This window comes from Streptomyces sp. HSG2 (assembly GCF_016598575.1).
Taxonomy (GTDB): domain Bacteria; phylum Actinomycetota; class Actinomycetes; order Streptomycetales; family Streptomycetaceae; genus Streptomyces.
In genome coordinates, this window is record NZ_CP066801.1 from 2,237,566 (window position 1) to 2,255,428 (window position 17,863).

At 73.3% G+C, this 17,863-nt stretch carries 16 protein-coding genes; 8 read left to right on the top strand and 8 right to left on the bottom strand.

Translation table 11 applies throughout. From position 1 onward, the window contains the following. Positions 1–10: 10 nt before the first annotated feature. Positions 11–1,354 (top strand): PH domain-containing protein, encoded by a 1,344-nt coding sequence (locus JEK78_RS09235; RefSeq protein ID WP_242483384.1) that lies wholly within the window; start codon positions 11–13, stop codon positions 1,352–1,354. 74 nt (positions 1,355–1,428) lie between these two features. Here JEK78_RS09235 and JEK78_RS09240 read toward each other — a convergent pair whose 3' ends face one another. Continuing rightward, positions 1,429–2,835, bottom strand: coding sequence for a hypothetical protein (locus JEK78_RS09240; RefSeq protein ID WP_200263616.1), 1,407 nt, complete (start codon positions 2,833–2,835; stop codon positions 1,429–1,431). Positions 2,836–3,101: 266 nt separating this feature from the next. On the opposite strand from JEK78_RS09240, the gene folP reads away from it, so the two are divergent. The 5 genes from folP to JEK78_RS09265 all read left to right on the top strand — a co-directional run bounded on the left by folP (position 3,102) and on the right by JEK78_RS09265 (position 6,189). Further along, positions 3,102–3,962 carry a dihydropteroate synthase gene (folP, locus tag JEK78_RS09245; RefSeq protein ID WP_200263617.1) on the top strand — a complete coding sequence of 287 codons (861 nt, stop codon included), beginning with the start codon at positions 3,102–3,104 and terminating at the stop codon, positions 3,960–3,962. Beyond that, the gene (locus JEK78_RS09250) at positions 3,959–4,462 is read left to right on the top strand and encodes a nuclear transport factor 2 family protein (protein WP_200263618.1); all 504 of its coding nucleotides are present in this window, start codon (positions 3,959–3,961) and stop codon (positions 4,460–4,462) included. The genes folP and JEK78_RS09250 overlap by 4 nt, the downstream gene beginning before the upstream one ends. Positions 4,463–4,671: 209 nt before the next feature. Further along, positions 4,672–5,031 (top strand): dihydroneopterin aldolase, encoded by a 360-nt coding sequence (folB, locus tag JEK78_RS09255; protein WP_242483317.1) that lies wholly within the window; start codon positions 4,672–4,674, stop codon positions 5,029–5,031. Continuing rightward, positions 5,028–5,636 (top strand): 2-amino-4-hydroxy-6-hydroxymethyldihydropteridine diphosphokinase, encoded by a 609-nt coding sequence (gene folK / locus JEK78_RS09260; RefSeq protein ID WP_200263620.1) that lies wholly within the window; start codon positions 5,028–5,030, stop codon positions 5,634–5,636. The genes folB and folK overlap by 4 nt, the downstream gene beginning before the upstream one ends. Positions 5,637–5,700: 64 nt before the next feature. Next, a complete protein-coding gene (locus JEK78_RS09265; RefSeq protein WP_200263621.1) occupies positions 5,701–6,189 on the top strand; it encodes a DUF3180 domain-containing protein in 489 nt (162 codons plus the stop codon). 157 nt (positions 6,190–6,346) lie between these two features. On the opposite strand, the gene folE is transcribed toward JEK78_RS09265, so the two are convergent. The 6 genes from folE to dacB all read right to left on the bottom strand — a co-directional run bounded on the left by folE (position 6,347) and on the right by dacB (position 13,995). Then, entirely contained in the window at positions 6,347–6,952 is a 606-nt protein-coding gene (folE, locus tag JEK78_RS09270) for a GTP cyclohydrolase I FolE (protein ID WP_200263622.1), read from the bottom strand. A 125-nt stretch (positions 6,953–7,077) separates the two neighbouring features. Then, positions 7,078–9,117, bottom strand: a complete 2,040-nt coding sequence (gene ftsH / locus JEK78_RS09275) for an ATP-dependent zinc metalloprotease FtsH (protein WP_200264066.1) — start codon at positions 9,115–9,117, stop codon at positions 7,078–7,080. Between the two features lie 180 nt (positions 9,118–9,297). Beyond that, on the bottom strand, positions 9,298–9,858 hold the full coding sequence (gene hpt / locus JEK78_RS09280; protein ID WP_200263623.1) for a hypoxanthine phosphoribosyltransferase: 561 nt from the start codon (positions 9,856–9,858) through the stop codon (positions 9,298–9,300). Between the two features lie 66 nt (positions 9,859–9,924). After that, positions 9,925–10,947 carry a tRNA lysidine(34) synthetase TilS gene (tilS, locus tag JEK78_RS09285; RefSeq protein ID WP_200263624.1) on the bottom strand — a complete coding sequence of 341 codons (1,023 nt, stop codon included), beginning with the start codon at positions 10,945–10,947 and terminating at the stop codon, positions 9,925–9,927. A 190-nt stretch (positions 10,948–11,137) separates the two neighbouring features. Further along, the gene (locus JEK78_RS09290; RefSeq protein WP_200263625.1) at positions 11,138–12,271 is read right to left on the bottom strand and encodes a zinc-dependent metalloprotease; all 1,134 of its coding nucleotides are present in this window, start codon (positions 12,269–12,271) and stop codon (positions 11,138–11,140) included. 176 nt (positions 12,272–12,447) lie between these two features. After that, a complete protein-coding gene (dacB, locus tag JEK78_RS09295) occupies positions 12,448–13,995 on the bottom strand; it encodes a D-alanyl-D-alanine carboxypeptidase/D-alanyl-D-alanine-endopeptidase (RefSeq protein WP_200264067.1) in 1,548 nt (515 codons plus the stop codon). A 124-nt stretch (positions 13,996–14,119) separates the two neighbouring features. Here dacB and JEK78_RS09300 point away from each other — a divergent pair, with 124 nt between their 5' ends. Continuing rightward, positions 14,120–14,611, top strand: a complete 492-nt coding sequence (locus JEK78_RS09300) for an inorganic diphosphatase (protein ID WP_030422725.1) — start codon at positions 14,120–14,122, stop codon at positions 14,609–14,611. A 140-nt stretch (positions 14,612–14,751) separates the two neighbouring features. Continuing rightward, positions 14,752–16,455 carry a threonine/serine exporter family protein gene (locus JEK78_RS09305; RefSeq protein ID WP_200263626.1) on the top strand — a complete coding sequence of 568 codons (1,704 nt, stop codon included), beginning with the start codon at positions 14,752–14,754 and terminating at the stop codon, positions 16,453–16,455. A 70-nt stretch (positions 16,456–16,525) separates the two neighbouring features. On the opposite strand, the gene JEK78_RS09310 is transcribed toward JEK78_RS09305, so the two are convergent. Next, complete coding sequence (locus JEK78_RS09310) at positions 16,526–17,572, bottom strand: VTT domain-containing protein (protein WP_200263627.1); 1,047 nt, start codon at positions 17,570–17,572, stop codon at positions 16,526–16,528. Positions 17,573–17,863: the final 291 nt, after the last annotated feature.

Sequence of the window (17,863 nt, forward strand, 5' to 3'; positions counted from 1 at the left end):
CGACCCCGAAATCCCGGAGACCGCGCCGGAGGGCGGCACCTCCGGGGCCGAAGGGACGGCCGGGGTCGAGCGGCGGTTGCACCCCCTGACCCCTCTGCGGAGGGCGTGGGCGCCGGTCGCGGCGGTGGCCGGCTGGGCCGCGCACGATCCGGGCCAGGCCCACCGGTGGTTCTCCGAGCTGACCTCCGCCACGCTGATGGCGGGGATGGCGGTGATCGTGCCGCTCGTCGCCGGCTACGCCCTGCTGAGCTGGTGGGTCACTCGCTTCTCGGTGTCCGACACCGAGCTGCGCATCCGCAGCGGCGTGTTGTTCCGGCGGACCGCGCACATCCGACTGGAGCGCCTCCAGGCCATCGACGTCGGCCGCCCGCTGCCGGCCAGGCTGACCGGCGTCGCCAAGCTCCGACTCGACGTGGTCGGCGCCGACGCCAAGGACGAGCTGGCGTACCTCACGGTCGGCGACGCCCGGGCGTTGCGCGCCGAGTTGCTGGCCCGGGCCGCCGGATTCACCCCCGAGGCGGCCCGGGAGGTCGGCGAGGCACCGGCCGTCGATCTGCTGCGCGTGCCTCCGGGCGTCCTGGTCCGGTCGATGCTGTTGACGGCCGGCACCTGGGTCATGCCGGCGGCGGCGGTCGCCGTGCCGGCCCTGGTGTGGTGGATCGGGGGGAGCGTGTGGACTGCCCTGGCCACCGCGCTGCCGATGGCCGGCGCGGCCGGCGCCCGCACCGTGGGGCGCTTCCTCGGGGAGTACGGCTGGACCGTCGGGGAGTCCCCCGACGGTCTGCGCGTGGACCGCGGGCTCCTCGACCGCGCACACGAGACGGTCCCGCCGGGGCGTGTGCAGGCGGTGCGGCTCGTCCAACCGGCGCTCTGGCGCCGGCCCGACTGGGTCCGGGTGGAGCTGGACGTGGCGGGGTCCGAGGACTCCCTGCTCGTCCCCGTCGCGCCGCGGCGCGTCGCGGAGGCCGTCGTCGAACGCGTCCTGCCCGGGGTCACCGTGCCGGCGCGCTCGGCGCTGCCCGGTCCACCACGCCGGGCCGCCTGGTGCGCACCGGTGCGGTGGAGGGGCTACGGCCTGACCGTCACCGACTCGGTCTTCGCCGTCCGCGACGGGCTGCTCCGCCGGAGGGTGACCCTGGTGCCGCACGCCAAGGTGCAGAGCGTCCGACTGACCCAGGCGCCGTGGCAGCGGGCCGCGGGCGTCGCCGACCTGCGGGTGGACACCGGGGCGAACACCACCGTCACCGCCCGGCTCCGGGACCGGGGCGAGGCGGGGAGGCTCCTGTGGGAGCAGGCAGAACGCTCCCGGACCGGCCGCCGGCTCGCGCCGCCGGACCGCTGGTCGACGGCCTGACACGGGCGGGCCCCCGGCCCGGAGCCGTCCGGGTGGGCGGACGGTCCCGGGCCGGGGGCCGGCGAGCGGCTCGGTCAGGACACCTCGTGACGCAGTCCGGCGACGTCGATGCCCTCGGTCTCGTCGTGCGCGGTCAGGTCGACCACCCGGCCGGGTCCGTGCCCGGCGAGCGCCGCCGCCCGGGGCGCCTCCGAGGGCTCCGCCTCGGAGGCCGAGTCGGCGCCCGCGCGCGCTGCCGGACCCGCCGCGAGGGCGCCGGGGGAGGGCGTCGGCCCGCCGGCCGTCGTGTCCTTCGGGCCTTCGCCCCCGGGCTCGCCGGCTTCCGGGGCGGTGCCCGAACCGGGTGCGGTGGCAGGGGTCCCGCCGGGACCGGCGGCGGGGGTGGAGCCGAAGAAGTCGAAGCCGCGCGCCGCGTTCTCCCGCTCGGGGGGAGCCGGGGCCGGTACCACCGTCACCGCCCGGGGCGCGGTCACCCGCCCGGCCCTCGACGGAGGCGGCGCGCCGGGGCCGGGGGGCGCCGGGCGGCGGGTGCCGTCCCCCGCCGTGGTGGTTTCGCGTCCGCCCGGCCCGGCCGGGGGGTCGCCCAGGGGCCGTGCACTGGGCGTGCCCGGCCGAGGGGGGGTCGCCGCGTCGGGCCCTCGCCGGGGCGCGCCGCCGCCCCCTCCTCCGTCCCCGTCGTCACCGTCGTGGCCCGGGTCTTCCCGCCCTGCCGCGTCGCGTTCCCGTCCGTCGCCGTCGCGGGTCTCGACCTCGCGGGTCTCGCCACCGGGTTTCCGATCCTCGTCGGCGGCATGGCCGCCCTTGGCGCCGGCGGCACCGGTGGGGGCGGCTCCGGACGGTCCGTCGTGCGCCGAGGCCGGTGCGCCGGGTCCCTCAAGCCGGTCGAGCGCGCCGCTCGCCCGCCGGAAGAGCACGGCGCCGGCCGGGGAGAACACGGCGGGCGGGGTCTGGCTCGGACTCCGGTCCCCGGCACGCCGCTCTCCCGTCGCCCCGGGGCGCCCCGCCGGCAGCGCGGGGGCGGAGGTCGTGGCGCTCGCGGACAGCAGGCGTCGACCCTCCAGGGCACCCGCCCGCTCCGCCTCCGCCGTGGCGTAGCGGCGGAGCAGGGCGGCGTGTTCGTTGCGCAGCCCCGCCAACTCGGCGCGCTTGGAGCGCAGCCGTTGTTCCAGCCGGGCGCGCAGCGCGCGCGACTCCTCCAGGTCGGATTCGAGGTCGGCCACGCGTTCCTCGTGCCGCCACTCGTCCCGCGCGCGGGCCCGGGAGAGGTCGGCGACGCGCTTGCCCGCCTGAAGGTCCCAACGGCGCATCACGACGGCACCGGTGACGGCGGTGACCGCCGCGGCGGCGGCCAGGGCCCGCAGGACGACCGCTTCGCGGAACAACCAGGGGCCGAGCGCGCACAGGGCGGACACTCCCACGATCGCCGTTGGGGGAAGCAGCCGGTGCAGGGGCGGGGAATGGCGATGACGTCCACGTGGCATGGCCAGAAACCTATCGCGGGAGGGCGATTCGCGGCTGCCCCGCCCTCCGGGAAAAGGCCGGCATCCCGGAACCATTCGACCGAGGAGGCCGAACACCGGACCGAAACACACAAGATCGTTGATCTTGATGGGCCTCCCGCCCGACCGTGTGGACCCACCAGGCCCGGTCCCGACGGAGCCGCCACGGGGCGGAGCGACGGCGCCACCACCCCGATACCGAACACCCGCGCGAGAACGGGGTGACGTCGGGGGCCTACGCTGAACACATGAGCAAGCAGACCGGCCGCCGCCACGTGGCGGGGCTCAGCGCGCTGGACCGCTGCGCGGTGATGGGGGTCGTCAACGTCACGCCCGACTCCTTCTCCGACGGTGGCCGCTGGTTCGACACGACGACCGCCGTCAAGCACGGCCTCGACCTCGTCGAGCACGGCGCGGACCTGGTCGACGTCGGCGGCGAGTCGACCCGCCCCGGCGCGACCCGAGTCGACGAGGCCGAGGAACTGCGGCGCGTGATACCCGTGGTGCGCGGACTGGTCGCGGAGGGCGTGACGGTCTCGGTCGACACCATGCGCGCCGAGGTGGCCCGGCGTGCCCTCGCCGCCGGCGCCGCCCTGGTCAACGACGTCAGCGGCGGGCTCGCCGACCCTCGTATGGTGCCGGTCGTCGCGGAGGCCGGCACACCGTTCGTCGTCATGCACTGGCGGGGCCCGCTGGAGCCGGGCAACGCCGGCGGCGTGTACGAGGACGTCGTCGCGGAGGTCGTGGAGGAACTCCGCGAGCGCGTGGCGGCCGTGGTGGAGGGCGGCGTCGCCCCCGACCGGATCATCGTCGATCCCGGCCTGGGCTTCTCGAAGGACGCCGAGCACGACCTGGCGCTGGTGGCCCGGCTCGACCGGCTGCTCTCCCTGGGTCGACCGCTGCTGGTGGCCGCCTCCCGCAAGCGCTTCCTCGGCCGGGTGCTGACCGGACCCGGCGGCGCCCCACCGCCCGCGCGCGAGCGGGACGCCGCGACCGCGGCGATCTCCGCCCTGGCCGCGGCGGCCGGCGCCTGGGCGGTTCGCGTGCACGCCGTCGCGGCGACCGCCGACGCGGTCCGGGTGGCGCGCGCGGTCGAGGGCGCCCGGTGAACGTTCCGCACGAGGACGTGGAGGAGGTCGAGGCGGCCAACGCCGCCTTCTACCAGGCGGTGGAGGAGGGTGACTTCGACACGGTCTCCGCACTCTGGTTGACCCCGTCCGACCTCGGCGTCGACGAGACCTTCCACGATCCGGCCGACGCGGGGGTGGTGTCCTGCGTCCATCCCGGGTGGCCGGTCCTCACCGGGCGCGCGGAGGTCCTCAGGTCCTACGCGTTGATCATGGCGAACACCGACTACATCCAGTTCTTCCTCACCGACGTGCACGTCTCCGTCACCGGCGACACCGCGCTGGTGACCTGCACGGAGAACATCCTGAGCGGCGGCCCGGCCCCCGGCGAAGGCGACGAGCTGGGTCCGCTGGTCGGGCAGCTCGTGGTCGCCACCAACGTGTTCCGCCGCACACCCGCCGGCTGGCGGATGTGGTCCCACCACGGCTCGCCGGTGCTGGCCGAGGGGACGGACGGGCCGGACGAGGAGAATCCGTCCTGACGTCGTCGAACGTCCGGGCGAGGTGTGGCTCCGGGTCGCGCCCACGCCCCCGGGACACCCCGGAACACGGATGCCCGCCGTCGGGAGGGTGAGCGACCTCCCGGCCCCGGGTCCGGATGCCGGGGCGACACGCGGGTAGATTCGATCGAGGCTCGGCGTGGCGTCGCCCGCGCCGCGCACCGAGAGCGACGACGTCAGGAGTGAAACAGGTGGATCGTGTCGCGCTGCGCGGCCTGAGGGCCCACGGACACCACGGAGTGTTCCCGGAGGAACGCGAGAAGGGGCAGACGTTCGTCGTGGACGTCGTCCTGGGCCTGGACACCCGACCCGCCGCCGCCACCGACGACCTGACCCGGACCGCGCACTACGGCGTCGTGGCCGAGGAGGTGGTGGCCGCGGTCGAGGGCGAGCCCGTCGACCTGGTCGAGACGCTCGCCGAGCGCATCGCGCGAACCTGCCTCCGACACCAGGGGGTGGAGGAGGTCGAAGTGTGCGTCCACAAGCCCCACGCCCCGATCACCGTCCCCTTCGACGACGTGACCGTCACCATCACCCGGAGCCGACATTGAGCGCCTTCGCCCAGAGTCCCGGCGACCCCACCGTCCAGCCGGTGCCGACCTCCGTCGTGGAGCGGGTCGACGCCGCCGACAGCACCCTGTCCGACCCCAGGAACGCCGTGCTCTCCCTCGGCTCCAACCTGGGAAACCGCCTGGAGACGCTCCAGGGCGCAGTCGACGCCCTGGAGGACACCCCGGGCGTGCGGGTGAAGCGCGTCTCCCCCGTCTACGAGACGGAGCCCTGGGGCGTCGAGCCGGGGAGTCAGCCGACGTACTTCAACGCGGTGGTACTGCTCCGGACGACGCTGCCGCCCTCCTCCCTGCTGGAGCGGGCCCAGGCCGTCGAGGAGGCGTTCCACCGGGTCCGTGACGAACAGTGGGGGGCGCGGACCCTGGACGTCGACATCGTCGCCTACGCCGACGTCGTCTCCGAGGACCCGCGGCTGACCCTTCCGCATCCCCGGGCCCACGAGCGCGCCTTCGTGCTCGCCCCTTGGCGGGACCTGGACCCCGAGGCCGCGCTCCCCGGCCGCGGCACCGTGACCGACCTGCTGGCCGCCGCCGGGCGCGAGGGGGTCGAGGTCCGCCGTGACCTGGAACTCCGACTGCCCGAGTAGTCGTTAGGACGACGAGCGACCGCGCGCCGCCGGGTACGCCCGCGGCGGGATGCGAAGGAACGACGTGAGACAACTGCGCATCAGGGTGCTGGCCGGGGTGTTCGTCCTGGCCGGCCTCCTGGCCTGGTCGGGCGCCCGACTGTGGAACGCGGTCGGCACGCTGCCGAGCGTGCCCCTGGCCGCCCCCGTGGTGCTCGCCCTGATCGCGGTGGTGCTGCTGGCCACCGCCCTCTCCCTCCGCGCCCGTCTACGGGCGCGACGCGAACGCCGACCGGGCGCCGCCGGCGTCGACCCCCTGATGGCCGCCCGAGCGGTGGTGTTCGGCCAGGCGAGCGCCCTGGTCGCCGCCCTCGTCGCCGGACTCTACGGCGGGGTCGGGGTGTATCTCCTGGAGTTGCTGGAGTTCCCGGCCCGACGCGACCAGGCCATCTACGCCGGGGCCTCGGTCCTGGCCGGCATCGGCGTGATAGCGGCGGCGATGTTCCTGGAGCGCGTGTGCAGGCTCCCGGAGGACGAGGACGACGACCACCCCGGTGCGGCCACCGCCGCGTGAGCCCCGCCGGTCCACGAAGGGCCGGGGAGGGTCCGCCCGGGGGCTCTCGGTCGACGGGAGCCGGCCGGGGCCGGCACGCGCTCCGGCCCCGCCGGCGCGCCCCGAGACCACCCACGGGGCGTCCGCGCCCTCGATTCCGCCCACCGGCGGACTCGGCTCAGCGGGCCATGATCAGACTCATCGCCTCCGCGCGCGTGGTCGCGTCGCGCAACTGGCCCCGGACGGCCGACGTCGTGGTCTTGGCGCCCGGCTTGCGCACGCCGCGGACGGACATGCACATGTGCTCGGCCTCCACGACGACGATCGCGCCGCGGGCTTCCAGGATCTTCATCAGGGAATCCGCCACCTGTGTGGTGAGCCGTTCCTGCACCTGGGGCCGGCGGGCGAACACGTCCACCAACCGGGCCAGCTTGGACAAGCCCGTGATCTTGCCGGTGTCGGCGGGTATGTAGCCCACGTGCGCCACGCCGTGGAACGGCAGGAGGTGGTGCTCGCACAGCGACATGATCTCGATGTCGCGTACCAGCACCATCTCGTCGTGCCCCAGGTCGAAGGTGGTCGTCAGCACGTCCTCGGGCTCCTGCCGGAGCCCGGCCACCAGCTCGCGGTAGGCCCGCGCCACGCGCGCGGGGGTCTCGCGGAGCCCCTCGCGGTCCGGGTCCTCGCCGACGGCGATCAGCAGCTCCCGGACGGCCTCCTCCGCTCGCCGCTGGTCGAACTCGCCGATCGAGCCCTCGCCGGTCGGCGTCACCGGGTCGGTCATGTACTGCCTCGTTCCTGTCGCTGTCGCGTCGGGCGGCGCCGGCACGACGGAGAAATGCCGTGTCCCCCAGGCTAGAACCTGGGGGACACGGCGGGCCTTGCGGGGCCGTCGGCCGGCCGGGGAGGTCAGCCCTCCGGGGTCTCCTCCGATTCCCGCTCCGGAGCGGGAACGGCCTCCGCGGAGGTGTTCTTCACGGTGCTGACGGCGGGCGCCGTGCCGTTGGCGCCGTTGGTCAGTGCCAGCTCCTTCGGGGAGAGCACGGGGGGCCGGGTGGACGGCGTCCGCCGCGAGGACCCGGTCCAGGCCGGCCGGGGCGGACGCTTGACGATGGGCGCGAAGATCTCGGCGATCTCCTCCTTGCCCAGGCTCTCCTTCTCCAGGAGCGCGAGGACGAGGTTGTCCAGGACGTCGCGGTTCTCGACCAGGATCTCCCAGGCCTCGTTGTGCGCGGCCTCGACGAGCTTCTTGACCTCCTCGTCGACCAGCGCGGCGACCTCCTCCGAGTAATCCCTCTGGTGGGCCATCTCGCGCCCCAGGAAGGGCTCGCCGTTGTCCCCGCCGAACTTGATCGCGCCGAGACGCTCGGTCATGCCGTACTGGGTGACCATCGCGCGGGCCAGGCCGGTGGCCTTCTCGATGTCGTCGGCGGCGCCGGTCGTCGGGTCGTGGAAGACCAGTTCCTCGGCCGCTCGACCACCCAGCATGTAGGCGAGCCGGTCGAGCATCTCGTTGCGACTGGTGGAGTACTTGTCCTCGTCGGGCAGCACCATCGTGTAACCCAGGGCGCGCCCCCGGGACAGGATGGTGACCTTGTGCACCGGGTCGGAGTTGGGGGAGGCCGCCGCCACCAGGGCGTGACCGCCCTCGTGGTAGGCGGTGGTCTTCTTCTCCTTGTCCGACATGATCCGGGTGCGCTTCTGCGGTCCCGCCACCACCCGGTCGATCGCCTCGTCCAGCATGTGGTTGTCGATCAGCTTCTGATCGCTGCGGGCGGTCAGCAGAGCGGCCTCGTTGAGCACGTTGGCCAGGTCGGCGCCGGTCATGCCGGGCGTGCGACGGGCGACGGCCGTCAGGTCCACGTCGGGGGCGACGGGCTTGCCCTTCTGGTGGACCTTGAGGATCTCCAAGCGGCCCTGCATGTCCGGGCGGTCGACGGCGATCTGGCGATCGAAGCGGCCGGGGCGCAGCAGCGCCGGGTCGAGGATGTCCGGCCGGTTGGTCGCCGCGATGAGGATCACGCCGCCCTTGACGTCGAAGCCGTCCATCTCGACGAGCAGCTGGTTGAGGGTCTGCTCCCGCTCGTCGTGACCGCCGCCGAGGCCCGCGCCACGGTGCCGGCCGACGGCGTCGATCTCGTCGACGAACACGATCGCCGGAGCGTTGGCCTTGGCCTGCTCGAACAGGTCACGGACGCGGGAGGCGCCGACACCGACGAACATCTCCACGAAGTCCGAACCGGAGATCGAGTAGAAGGGAACCCCGGCCTCACCCGCGACGGCGCGCGCGAGCAGGGTCTTTCCGGTGCCGGGCGGCCCGTAGAGCAGGACACCCTTGGGGATCTTGGCCCCGACGGCCTGGAACTTGGCCGGCTCCTGGAGGAACTCCTTGATCTCGTGGAGCTCCTCCACGGCCTCCTCCGACCCCGCGACGTCGGAGAACGTCGTCTTGGGCGTGTCCTTGGTGATCATCTTGGCCTTCGACTTGCCGAAGTTCATCACCCGGGAGCCGCCGCCCTGCATCTGATTCATCAGGAACAGGAAGACGAGCACGATCAGGACGAAGGGGAGCAGGGAGAGCAGGATCCCGACGAACGGGTTCTGCTTGGACGGCGAGACCGTGTAGCCGTCGGCGATCTGGTTGTTCTGGAACTTCTCCTGCAATGTGTCGGCCAGGGCCGCGCCCTGGTCTCCGATGTAGCTCGCCTGGATCTTCGAGCTGCCCTCGACCTCTTCACCGTCCTTGAGCTGGACCTGAACGGTCTGCTCGTCGCCGGTGGTCAGTTTGACGGAGTCGGCCTTGTCCTCGTTGATCGCCTGGACGACCTGGCCCGTGTCAACCGTCTTGTAGCCCTCGGACGAACCGACGACCTGCATCAACACGACCACGGCAAGGACGGCCAGCACGATCCACATGACCGGCCCACGGAAGTATCGCTTCACGTCCATCCACACGGAGCGGTGCCGCCCCGTCCCTCCTGCCATAGTGAGTTTGATAAGACAGTTCTCCCGACGGTACCCCAGCCCGGTCGCCCTCAGCTTCACAGCGGGGCCGGCGTTCCGTCTCCTGCTCCAACGGCGCGAGTCCCCCTCGGGTTCCCGGCGCCGCCGGAAGGCGCCTCGGCGGCTTCAGCCGCCGTAGACGTGGGGCGCGAGCGTACCGACGAACGGCAGATTGCGGTACTTCTCCGCGTAGTCCAGCCCGTAGCCCACCACGAACTCGTTGGGGATGTCGAAGCCGACCCACTCGACGTCGATGGAGACCTTCGCGGCCTCGGGCTTGCGCAGCAAGGTGCACACACGCAGAGAGGCCGGCTCGCGCGATCCGAGGTTCGACAGCAGCCAGGACAGCGTGAGTCCGGAATCGATGATGTCCTCGACGATCAGGACGTGCCGGCCCTTGATGTCGGTGTCCAGGTCCTTCAGGATCCGCACGACGCCGGAGGACTGCGTCCCCGCGCCGTAGGAGGACACGGCCATCCAATCCATCGTGAGCGGGGTGGACAGCGCCCGGGCGAGGTCCGCCATGACCATCACCGCGCCCTTGAGGACGCCGACGATGAGCAGGTCCCGGCCCTCGTACTCCGCGTCGATCTTCGCGGCCAGCTCCACCAGCTTCGCGTCGATCTCTTCTTTGGTGATGAGCACCCGCTGGAGGTCGTCACCCATGTCTTTCGCGTCCACCCGCATCACTTTCGGTCGTGCCCCGACTCGCTCACGCGGCTCCGCGTACGCGGCGTCCGCCGGGGGCCGGATTCAGCCTTGCCGAATCACCAGTCTGCCACCCTGCCGCTGGGCGACGACCCGCCCGGGCAGGTTGATGGCCTTCTGGCCGCGCCAGCCCGTGATCAACCGGTCGACTTCCTCGATGTGACGGGCGAACAGCGAGCCCGCCGGCGCTCCGGCGGCGACGGCCGCGCGGCGCAGGACGCGGCGACGGACGGCGGGCGGCAAGGCGTAGAGCCCGGCGCAGTCCAGACCGCCGGCGGCGTCGCGCACACCGGTCTCCGCCTGACGGGCCCAGGCGTCGAGCGCGTCGGCGTCGTCGCGGGAGAGCCGCGCCGTGCGGGCGAGGGCCTCGACGACGCCCTTGCCCAGTGCCTTCTCCAGAGCCGGCAGCCCTTCGTGGCGGAGGCGGGAGCGCGTGTAGGCGGGGTCGGTGTTGTGCGGGTCGTCCCAGACCGGGAGCGACTGGACGAGGCAGGCCTTGCGGGCGGTCTGCCGGTCGAGGCGGAGGAAGGGGCGACGGTAGCGGCCGTCGACTCCCGAGACGTCGGCCATGCCGGACAGGGAGCGGATGCCGGAGCCGCGGGCGAGCCCGAGCAGGACCGTCTCGGCCTGGTCATCACGGGTGTGCCCCAGGAGGACGGCGGCGGCGCCGTGGCGTTCGGCGGCGGCGTCGAGCGCGGCGTAGCGGGCGTCGCGGGCCGCCGCCTCGGGGCCGGCGCCCCGGCCGACGGTGACGGCGGCGGAGTCCACGGGGTCGAGGCCGAGGCCGCGCAGGCGCTGGATCACCTCGGCGGCGCGGAGGTCGGAGCCGGGCTGGAGCCCGTGGTCGACGGTGACGCCCCCGGCGCGAACCCCCGACCGGGGGGCCTCGAAGGCCAGGGCCGAGGCGAGCGCCATGGAGTCCGCGCCGCCCGAGCAGGCCACCAGGACCAGCGGGGGGCCGGGCGCGCGGTCGGCAGCGGGCGGGCCGCCGGAGTGTTCGATCAGGATGTCGTGGAGGACGCGGCGGACCGCCGAACGTATCGCCGCGACCGCAGGATGGGGACCCATGTCCGGTGCCCTTCATGGAGTTTCGGGGGATGAGCCCGATCGGTGTCACTCAGCGTGCGTCGATGGTGACAGAGACGGGCCGCCTCCCGAGCATCGCACGCCGGCCGAGGGCGGACGGTCCCTCGGACGGGTGATTGGAGCATCGTCCACCCGAGCGGGTGCCGGTGACGACGCCCCGACCGACACGGGATCACTCCTCCGGACGGCGGCGCACCCTGGCCACCCAGTCCGCGGGCCGGGCGATCTCCGCCTTGGTGGGAAGGGTGTTCGGCGAGGTCCACACCCGGTTGAAGCCGTCCATGCCGACCTCTTGGACGACCGCCCGCACGAACCGCTCGCCGTCCCGGTACTGCCGGAGCTTGGCGTCCAACCCCAGCAGCCTGCGCAGGGCCATGTCGAGTCGGGAGGCGCCCTTGGCCCTACGCCGCTGGAACTTCTCGCGAATCTCGGCGACGGTGGGGACCACCGAGGGGCCGACACCGTCCATGACGAAGTCCGCGTGGCCCTCCAGCAGCGACATCACGGCGGTGAGACGGCCCAGGATCTCCCGCTGGGCCGGGCTCTGGACCAGTTCCACCAGGGAACTCGCCTCGTCGTCCCGCTCGCCCTCGGGCCGGCCGCCGGCGAGGGCCTGGGCCGCTTCCCGGAGCCGCTCCAGGACGGTCATCGGATCGACGTCGGTCATGGAGAGAAAGGAGCGGACCTCGTTCTCCACGTGGTCACGGAGCCAGGGCACGGCCGTGAACTGGGTGCGATGGGTCTCCTCGTGGAGGCACACCCAGAGCCGGAAGTCGTGTGGGTCGACGTCCAGTTCGCGCTCGACGTGGACGATGTTCGGAGCGACCAGCAGCAGTCGACCTCCGCCGTTCGCCCCGGCCGGCAGCTCGCGGGTCGCGGGAGCGAAGGTCTCGTACTGGCCGAGCACCCGGGAGGACAGGAACGACAGCAACAATCCCACCTCGACACCGGTGACCTTGCCTCCGACCGCGCCGAGGACGGCCCCTCCCGGGGTGCCGTCCCGCCGGTCGCGCATCTTGTCGAGCAGGGGCTTGAGCAACTCGCGGAAGCCCGCGACGTTGGCCCGGACCCACCCGGGCCGGTCGACCACCAGGACGGGGGTGTCCCCGGAGGCGTCGGAGGCCATCCGGGTGAAGTCGCGGACGTGCTCCTCGGAGACCTCGGCGTGCCGACGAAGCTCGGCGACGATGGCGCGCGCCTCGTCGCGGGTGACCTCCGGTCCGGGACGGACCAGTCGGGTCGCGGTCGCCACCGCGAGGTTCCAGTCGACCATCCCGGAGGATGCGGCACCACCGATGCTCGTCATGCGTCAACCGTACGTGAGCGCCACCAGCCGGGGCAGGCCGTGCGGAACGGAAGCCGGCCGCGCGAGCGGCACGGGCCGAGCCGGCGCCGCGGGTCGGCGGGGGGCTCGACGGGGCCCGGGGCCGGGCCGTGTCCGCCCATCCCGACGGGGCGGCCGTCGGGCGGCTGCCCGCCCGGCTATCGGCATCCGCAGTCGGCGAGCGCCGTCACCAGGGAGTCCAGCGCGGTCCGGGCCTCTGCCGCGTTCGCGGTGCCGTCGGCCAGGAAGGCGAAGGCGAGGGCGCGGCCGTCCCGGGTGACCACGGTGCCGGAGAGCGTGTCGACGCCGGACAGCGTGCCCGTCTTGGCTCGGACGACACCCGCTCCCGCGTCGGCGTAGCGGCCGGCGAGGGTGCCGGTGAAGCCGGCGACCGGGAGACCGGTGAGAGCGGGACGGAGGTCGGGGCGGGCCGGGTCCGCCGCCACCACGAGCAGGTCGGTGAGGGCACGCGCCGTCACCCGCCCGGAGCGGTCCAGGCCGCTCCCGTCGCGCACCCGTACGCCTTCGAGGGCGACGCCGAGCTCGCCCAGGCGGCGCTCGATCGCGGCGGAGGCCCCGGCGAAGTCGGCGCGCTTCCCCGACGCGAGCGCGGTGTGCCGGGCGAGCGCCTCGGCCAGGTCGTTGTCGCTGTGCGTCATCATCCTCTCGACGAGCGTGGAGAGCGGCGGCGAGGAGACGGAGGCGAGGGTCACGGCCCGCTTCGTCGCCCGGGACTCGGACGGGGAGGTGGTCTCCACGCCGCGCTCCGCCAGCAGCGCGGCGAAGGCCAGGGTGGCCTGCTCGGCGGGGTCGGGGACGCGGTGGACGGGCCCGCTGACCGAGTCGTCCGTGCGCGCCTCGTCCACCATCAGCGCGGTGACCTCGGCGAGGTTGTCGTTGACCCCGATCGGGTGCTCGGCGTCGCCCGCGTAGAGGGAGGCGTCGTAGCTCAGGGCGACCTTGCGCAGGTCACGGTCGAGGAGGGCCTCGGCGGTGCGGTCGGCCAGCGTCCTCAGGTCGGCGAGTCCGCGCCTGCCGGGGCGGGCGGTGAGGGTCGGGTCGCCGCCGCCGACCAGGACCAGTCCGTCACCCTCGGGTTCGAGGACGGCGCGGGTGGTGAGGCGGTGGTCGGGGCCGAGGGCGGCGAGGGCCGCCACGGCGGTGGCGATCTTGGTGGTGGAGGCGGGGGTGAGCGGGGTGTCCAACCCGGTGCCGTAGAGGCGTTCGCCGGTGGTCAGATCGACGACCGAGGCGGTCTGGCGGGAACCCAGGGCGGGGTCGGAGAGGAGGCGTTCGAGGAGGTCGGAAACGCCTGGGCCGGTACGCGCCTGCTTTCCGCCGGTCGTGCGCCCCAGCGCGCGCAGCACGGGGTCCGCGCTGATCGCGGGGCGTGGAAGGCCGGCTCCCGCGCCGGGGTCCGCCGCGACACCGCCGTGATCTGTGCCACGCACGCCACCGAGGGTGACGGCGCGGTGCCGCTCGGCCGTACGCTGACCCGTGGAGTCCCAGGGACCGGCCGCGGTCGCCGCCGCGGTGGCCAGAGCCAGTCCCGCGGCGAGCGCGCCGACCGGGTAGCGCCAGGTCCGCGGACCGACGCCCCGGAGGGTCCGCGGCGTCGCGGTCCGCGCGAACCGCCCCACCCGGGGTGCGGCGGACCGTGCGCAACGGGCGAGACGCGGCCCCACGGCGCGCGCGGCCCGCGCCATGAGCGGCAACGCGCCCTGCCAGGGTCTCCGCTCCGGCACGACCACCAACCCCTTTCGCGATCATCCAGGTGCGTGAGGGACACTTAACCACCAGAACTATGTGTTGATCATGGAGGAGCCACCGGTGGAGTTCGACGTCACGATCGAGATCCCGAAGGGTTCGCGGAACAAATACGAGGTGGACCACGAGACGGGTCGGATCCGCCTGGACCGTCGACTCTTCACCTCGACCGCCTACCCGACCGACTACGGCTTCGTCGAGAACACCCTCGGCGAGGACGGCGACCCGCTGGACGCGCTGGTCATCCTGGACGAGCCGACCTTCCCGGGCTGCCTCATCCGCTGCCGCGCCATCGGCATGTTCCGGATGACCGACGAGGCAGGCGGCGACGACAAGCTTCTCTGCGTTCCCTCGACCGACCCGCGTGTCGAACACCTGCGTGACATCCATCACGTCTCGGAGTTCGACCGTCTGGAGATCCAGCACTTCTTCGAAGTCTACAAGGACCTGGAGCCGGGCAAGTCCGTCGAGGGCGCCAACTGGGTGGGGCGCACCGACGCCGAGGCCGAGATCGAGCGTTCCTACAAGCGCTTCGAGGAGCAGGGCGGCCACTGAGCCACCCGGTCCTCGACGCCCGCGCGGAGGACCCGCCGAACGGGTCGCACGCCTCGCGTGCGGCCCGTTCGCGTTCGGGTGCGCATACTGAGGTGAGAGGAGGGCGTGTTCACAGCAGGTCGGCAGGGAGCGCAACGCACGTGACGGACGCGGAGGACCGCAAGCCACAGTCGGACGAGGCCAGGAGCGCCTTCCGGTATCGGGCCGGGGCCGCGCCGCCGGACACCGAGTCCTCGACGACGTCCGAGTTCGCCGTTCCCGAGGGCTTGGACGTCCGTTCCGATCACGAGTCCGAGATCACCTCGGAGTTCGCCGTCCCGAACGGTCTGGGCGCGACGCACGCCCGGCAGCCCGAACCGGAGCGGTCGGCGTTCAACCCCCCGAGCACCTATGACGCCCGAAGCGCGCCCCCGGCCTTCACGCCGGCGAACGGCATCCCGGCGTTGGGGCTGGCCACCGACGCCCCCTGGCAGGACCGGATGCGGGCGATGCTGCGCATGCCGGTGGCCGAGCGCCCCGCTCCGGAGAAGGAGCAGCGCGAGGAGGACGAGAACGGCCCCGCCGTTCCCCGTGTGCTCGACCTGACGCTCCGCATCGGCGAACTCCTGCTGGCCGGCGGCGAGGGCGCCGAGGACGTGGAGGCGGCCATGTTCGCCGTGTGTCGCTCCTACGGTCTGGACCGGTGCGAGCCGAACGTCACGTTCACGCTGCTGTCGATCTCGCATCAGCCCTCGCTGGTGAAGGACCCGGTGACGGCCTCGCGGACGGTTCGGCGGCGCGGCACCGACTACACGCGACTGGCAGCCGTCTACCGACTGGTGGACGACCTCAGCGACCCCGAGCAGCACCTCTCGTTGGAGGACGCCTACGGTCGGTTGGCCGACATCCGCCGGAACCGGCACCCGTACCCCACCTGGGTGCTGACCGCCGCGACCGGGCTGCTGGCCGGCTCGGCGTCGGTGCTGGTCGGCGGCGGGCCGACGGTGTTCTTCGCGGCGATGCTGGGGGCGATGCTGGGCGACCGGCTGGCGTGGTTGCTGTCGGCGCGCGGGCTGCCGGAGTTCTACCAGTTCGCCGTCGCGGCGATGCCACCTGCCGCGATGGGTGTCGCGCTGAACCTGGCGCACGTCGACGTCAAGGCCTCCGCGGTGATCACCGGTGGCCTCTTCGCCCTGCTGCCCGGTCGCGCGCTGGTGGCGGGCGTGCAGGACGGTCTCACGGGCTTCTACATCACCGCCTCCGCCCGGCTTCTGGAGGTCATGTACTTCTTCGTCAGCATCGTGGCCGGGGTGCTCGTCCTGCTCTACTTCGGCGTCCAGGTGGGCGCGGAACTGGCGCCGGACGCGCGGCTGGGCACGGGCGACCAGCCGCCGGCGCAGATCGGCGCCGCCATGCTGCTCTCCCTGGCCTTCGCCGTGCTGCTTCAGCAGGAACGATCCACCGTCTTGGCCGTCACCTTCAACGGCGGCGTCGCCTGGTGCGTCTTCGGCGCCATGCACTACGCGGGGAACATCTCGCCCGTGGCCTCGACGGCCGCCGCGGCGGGCCTGGTGGGCCTGTTCGGACAGCTGATGTCGCGGTACCGGTTCGCCTCGGCGCTGCCCTACACCACAGCGGCGATCGGGCCGCTTCTCCCCGGCTCCGCGGTCTACTTCGGCCTGCTGGGTCTCGCCCAGAGCGAGGTCAACGACGGCATGGCGTCGCTGTCGAAGGCGGTCGCGCTGGCACTGGCGATCGCGATCGGCGTCAATCTGGGATCGGAGATCTCGCGGCTGTTCCTGAGGCTGCCAGGGGCGGCGAGCGCCGAGGGACGCCGGGCGGCGAAGCGGACTCGCGGGTTCTGAGCGGGGGCGGGGCGACGCGCGACGCCGACCGGGGGCGGGTCGTCGGCCCGCCCCCGGTCGGCGTGGGACCCTACTGGCCGCCGTGGGGCTGACGGTGATCCCGTCGGCCGTCGTACGTGGCCCGAGGGTCCTGGTCGCCACGGCCGTCGTGGGGGGCCGATCCGGGCGTCGAGTACGGGCCGGTGGGGCCGCCGCGGAAGTCCTGACCGGGGTACGGCCCGGGGGCGTGCCAGGTCTCCTGGGCCGGGTGGGGCGCCTGGGCGTGGTGAGGGTCCGGGGGGGTGTAGGGGTGCGCCGGGGCCTGGCCCGCCTGGGGCGCCCCACCCTCGGGGTGACGCGGCCGGCGGGGCTCCGCCGGCGGGTACGGGGAGCCGTACTCGTGCGCGTACCGCTCCTGGGAGGGGTCGATGCGGCGGAGTCGGGTCGTCGCGTCGTCCATCACCGGGTAGGGGGCCCGCTCCGACTCGGGCGCCGCGGAGGGCTCGGCCGCGGCCGCCCGCTTGTTCTTGCTCCGCTCCCGCAGGTACTCGACGATGATCGGCACCACGGAGAGGAAGACGATCAGAATGAGGATCGACTCGACGTTGGTGCGGATGAGCTCGATCTGGCCGAGCCAGTAGCCCGCGAGGGTGACGCCGGTGCCCCAGAGGATCCCGCCGGTCACGTTGTAGGTGAGGAAGGTGCGGTACTTCATCCGGCCGGCGCCCGCCGTGATCGGCGCGAAGGTCCGCACGATCGGCACGAAGCGGGCCAGGACGATGGCCTTGGGCCCGTACTTCTCCATGAAGTCGTGGGCCTTCTCCAGGTTCTCCTGTTTGAAGAGCCGGGAGTTCGGACGGTTGAAGATCTTCGGGCCGAAGACCTTGCCGATCGTGTAGCCCACCTGGTCGCCGAGGACGGCGGCGAGCACGATCAGCAGGCAGACCAGCCACAGCGGCTGGCTGATGTACTCCCCCTGTGCGACGAACAGCCCCGCGGTGAACAGCAACGAGTCGCCGGGCAGGAACGCGAAGAACCCGGACTCGGCGAAGACGATCAGCAGGATGCCCGGCAGGCTGAACGTCGAGATCAGATAATCCGGGCTGAGCCACTCGGGGCCGAGCGCAAGCGTGGTCACGGGACTGTGGCTCCTGGGGCTGGGAGACGGGCGGGGACTGGCTGTCCCAACGTATCAACGCGGCCCCGGTTCGCCGGGTTCCGTGAATCCCCCCAGGATCGGCTGTGGTTCCGCCGGGCGACCCGCGCGTGGCGCCCGCCACGGGCGTGACCGCGCGCCGGGGGTTGGCGGCGCGCGCGGCGCGAGTCCGGCGCGTGCGGGCGGGAGGGCCGATGGTGGCGCCCACCGGGCGCCCCGGTGCTGACCGCCGGCATGCCCTCGGGTCGAGGGGCGTGCCCCGTGCCCCGTGCC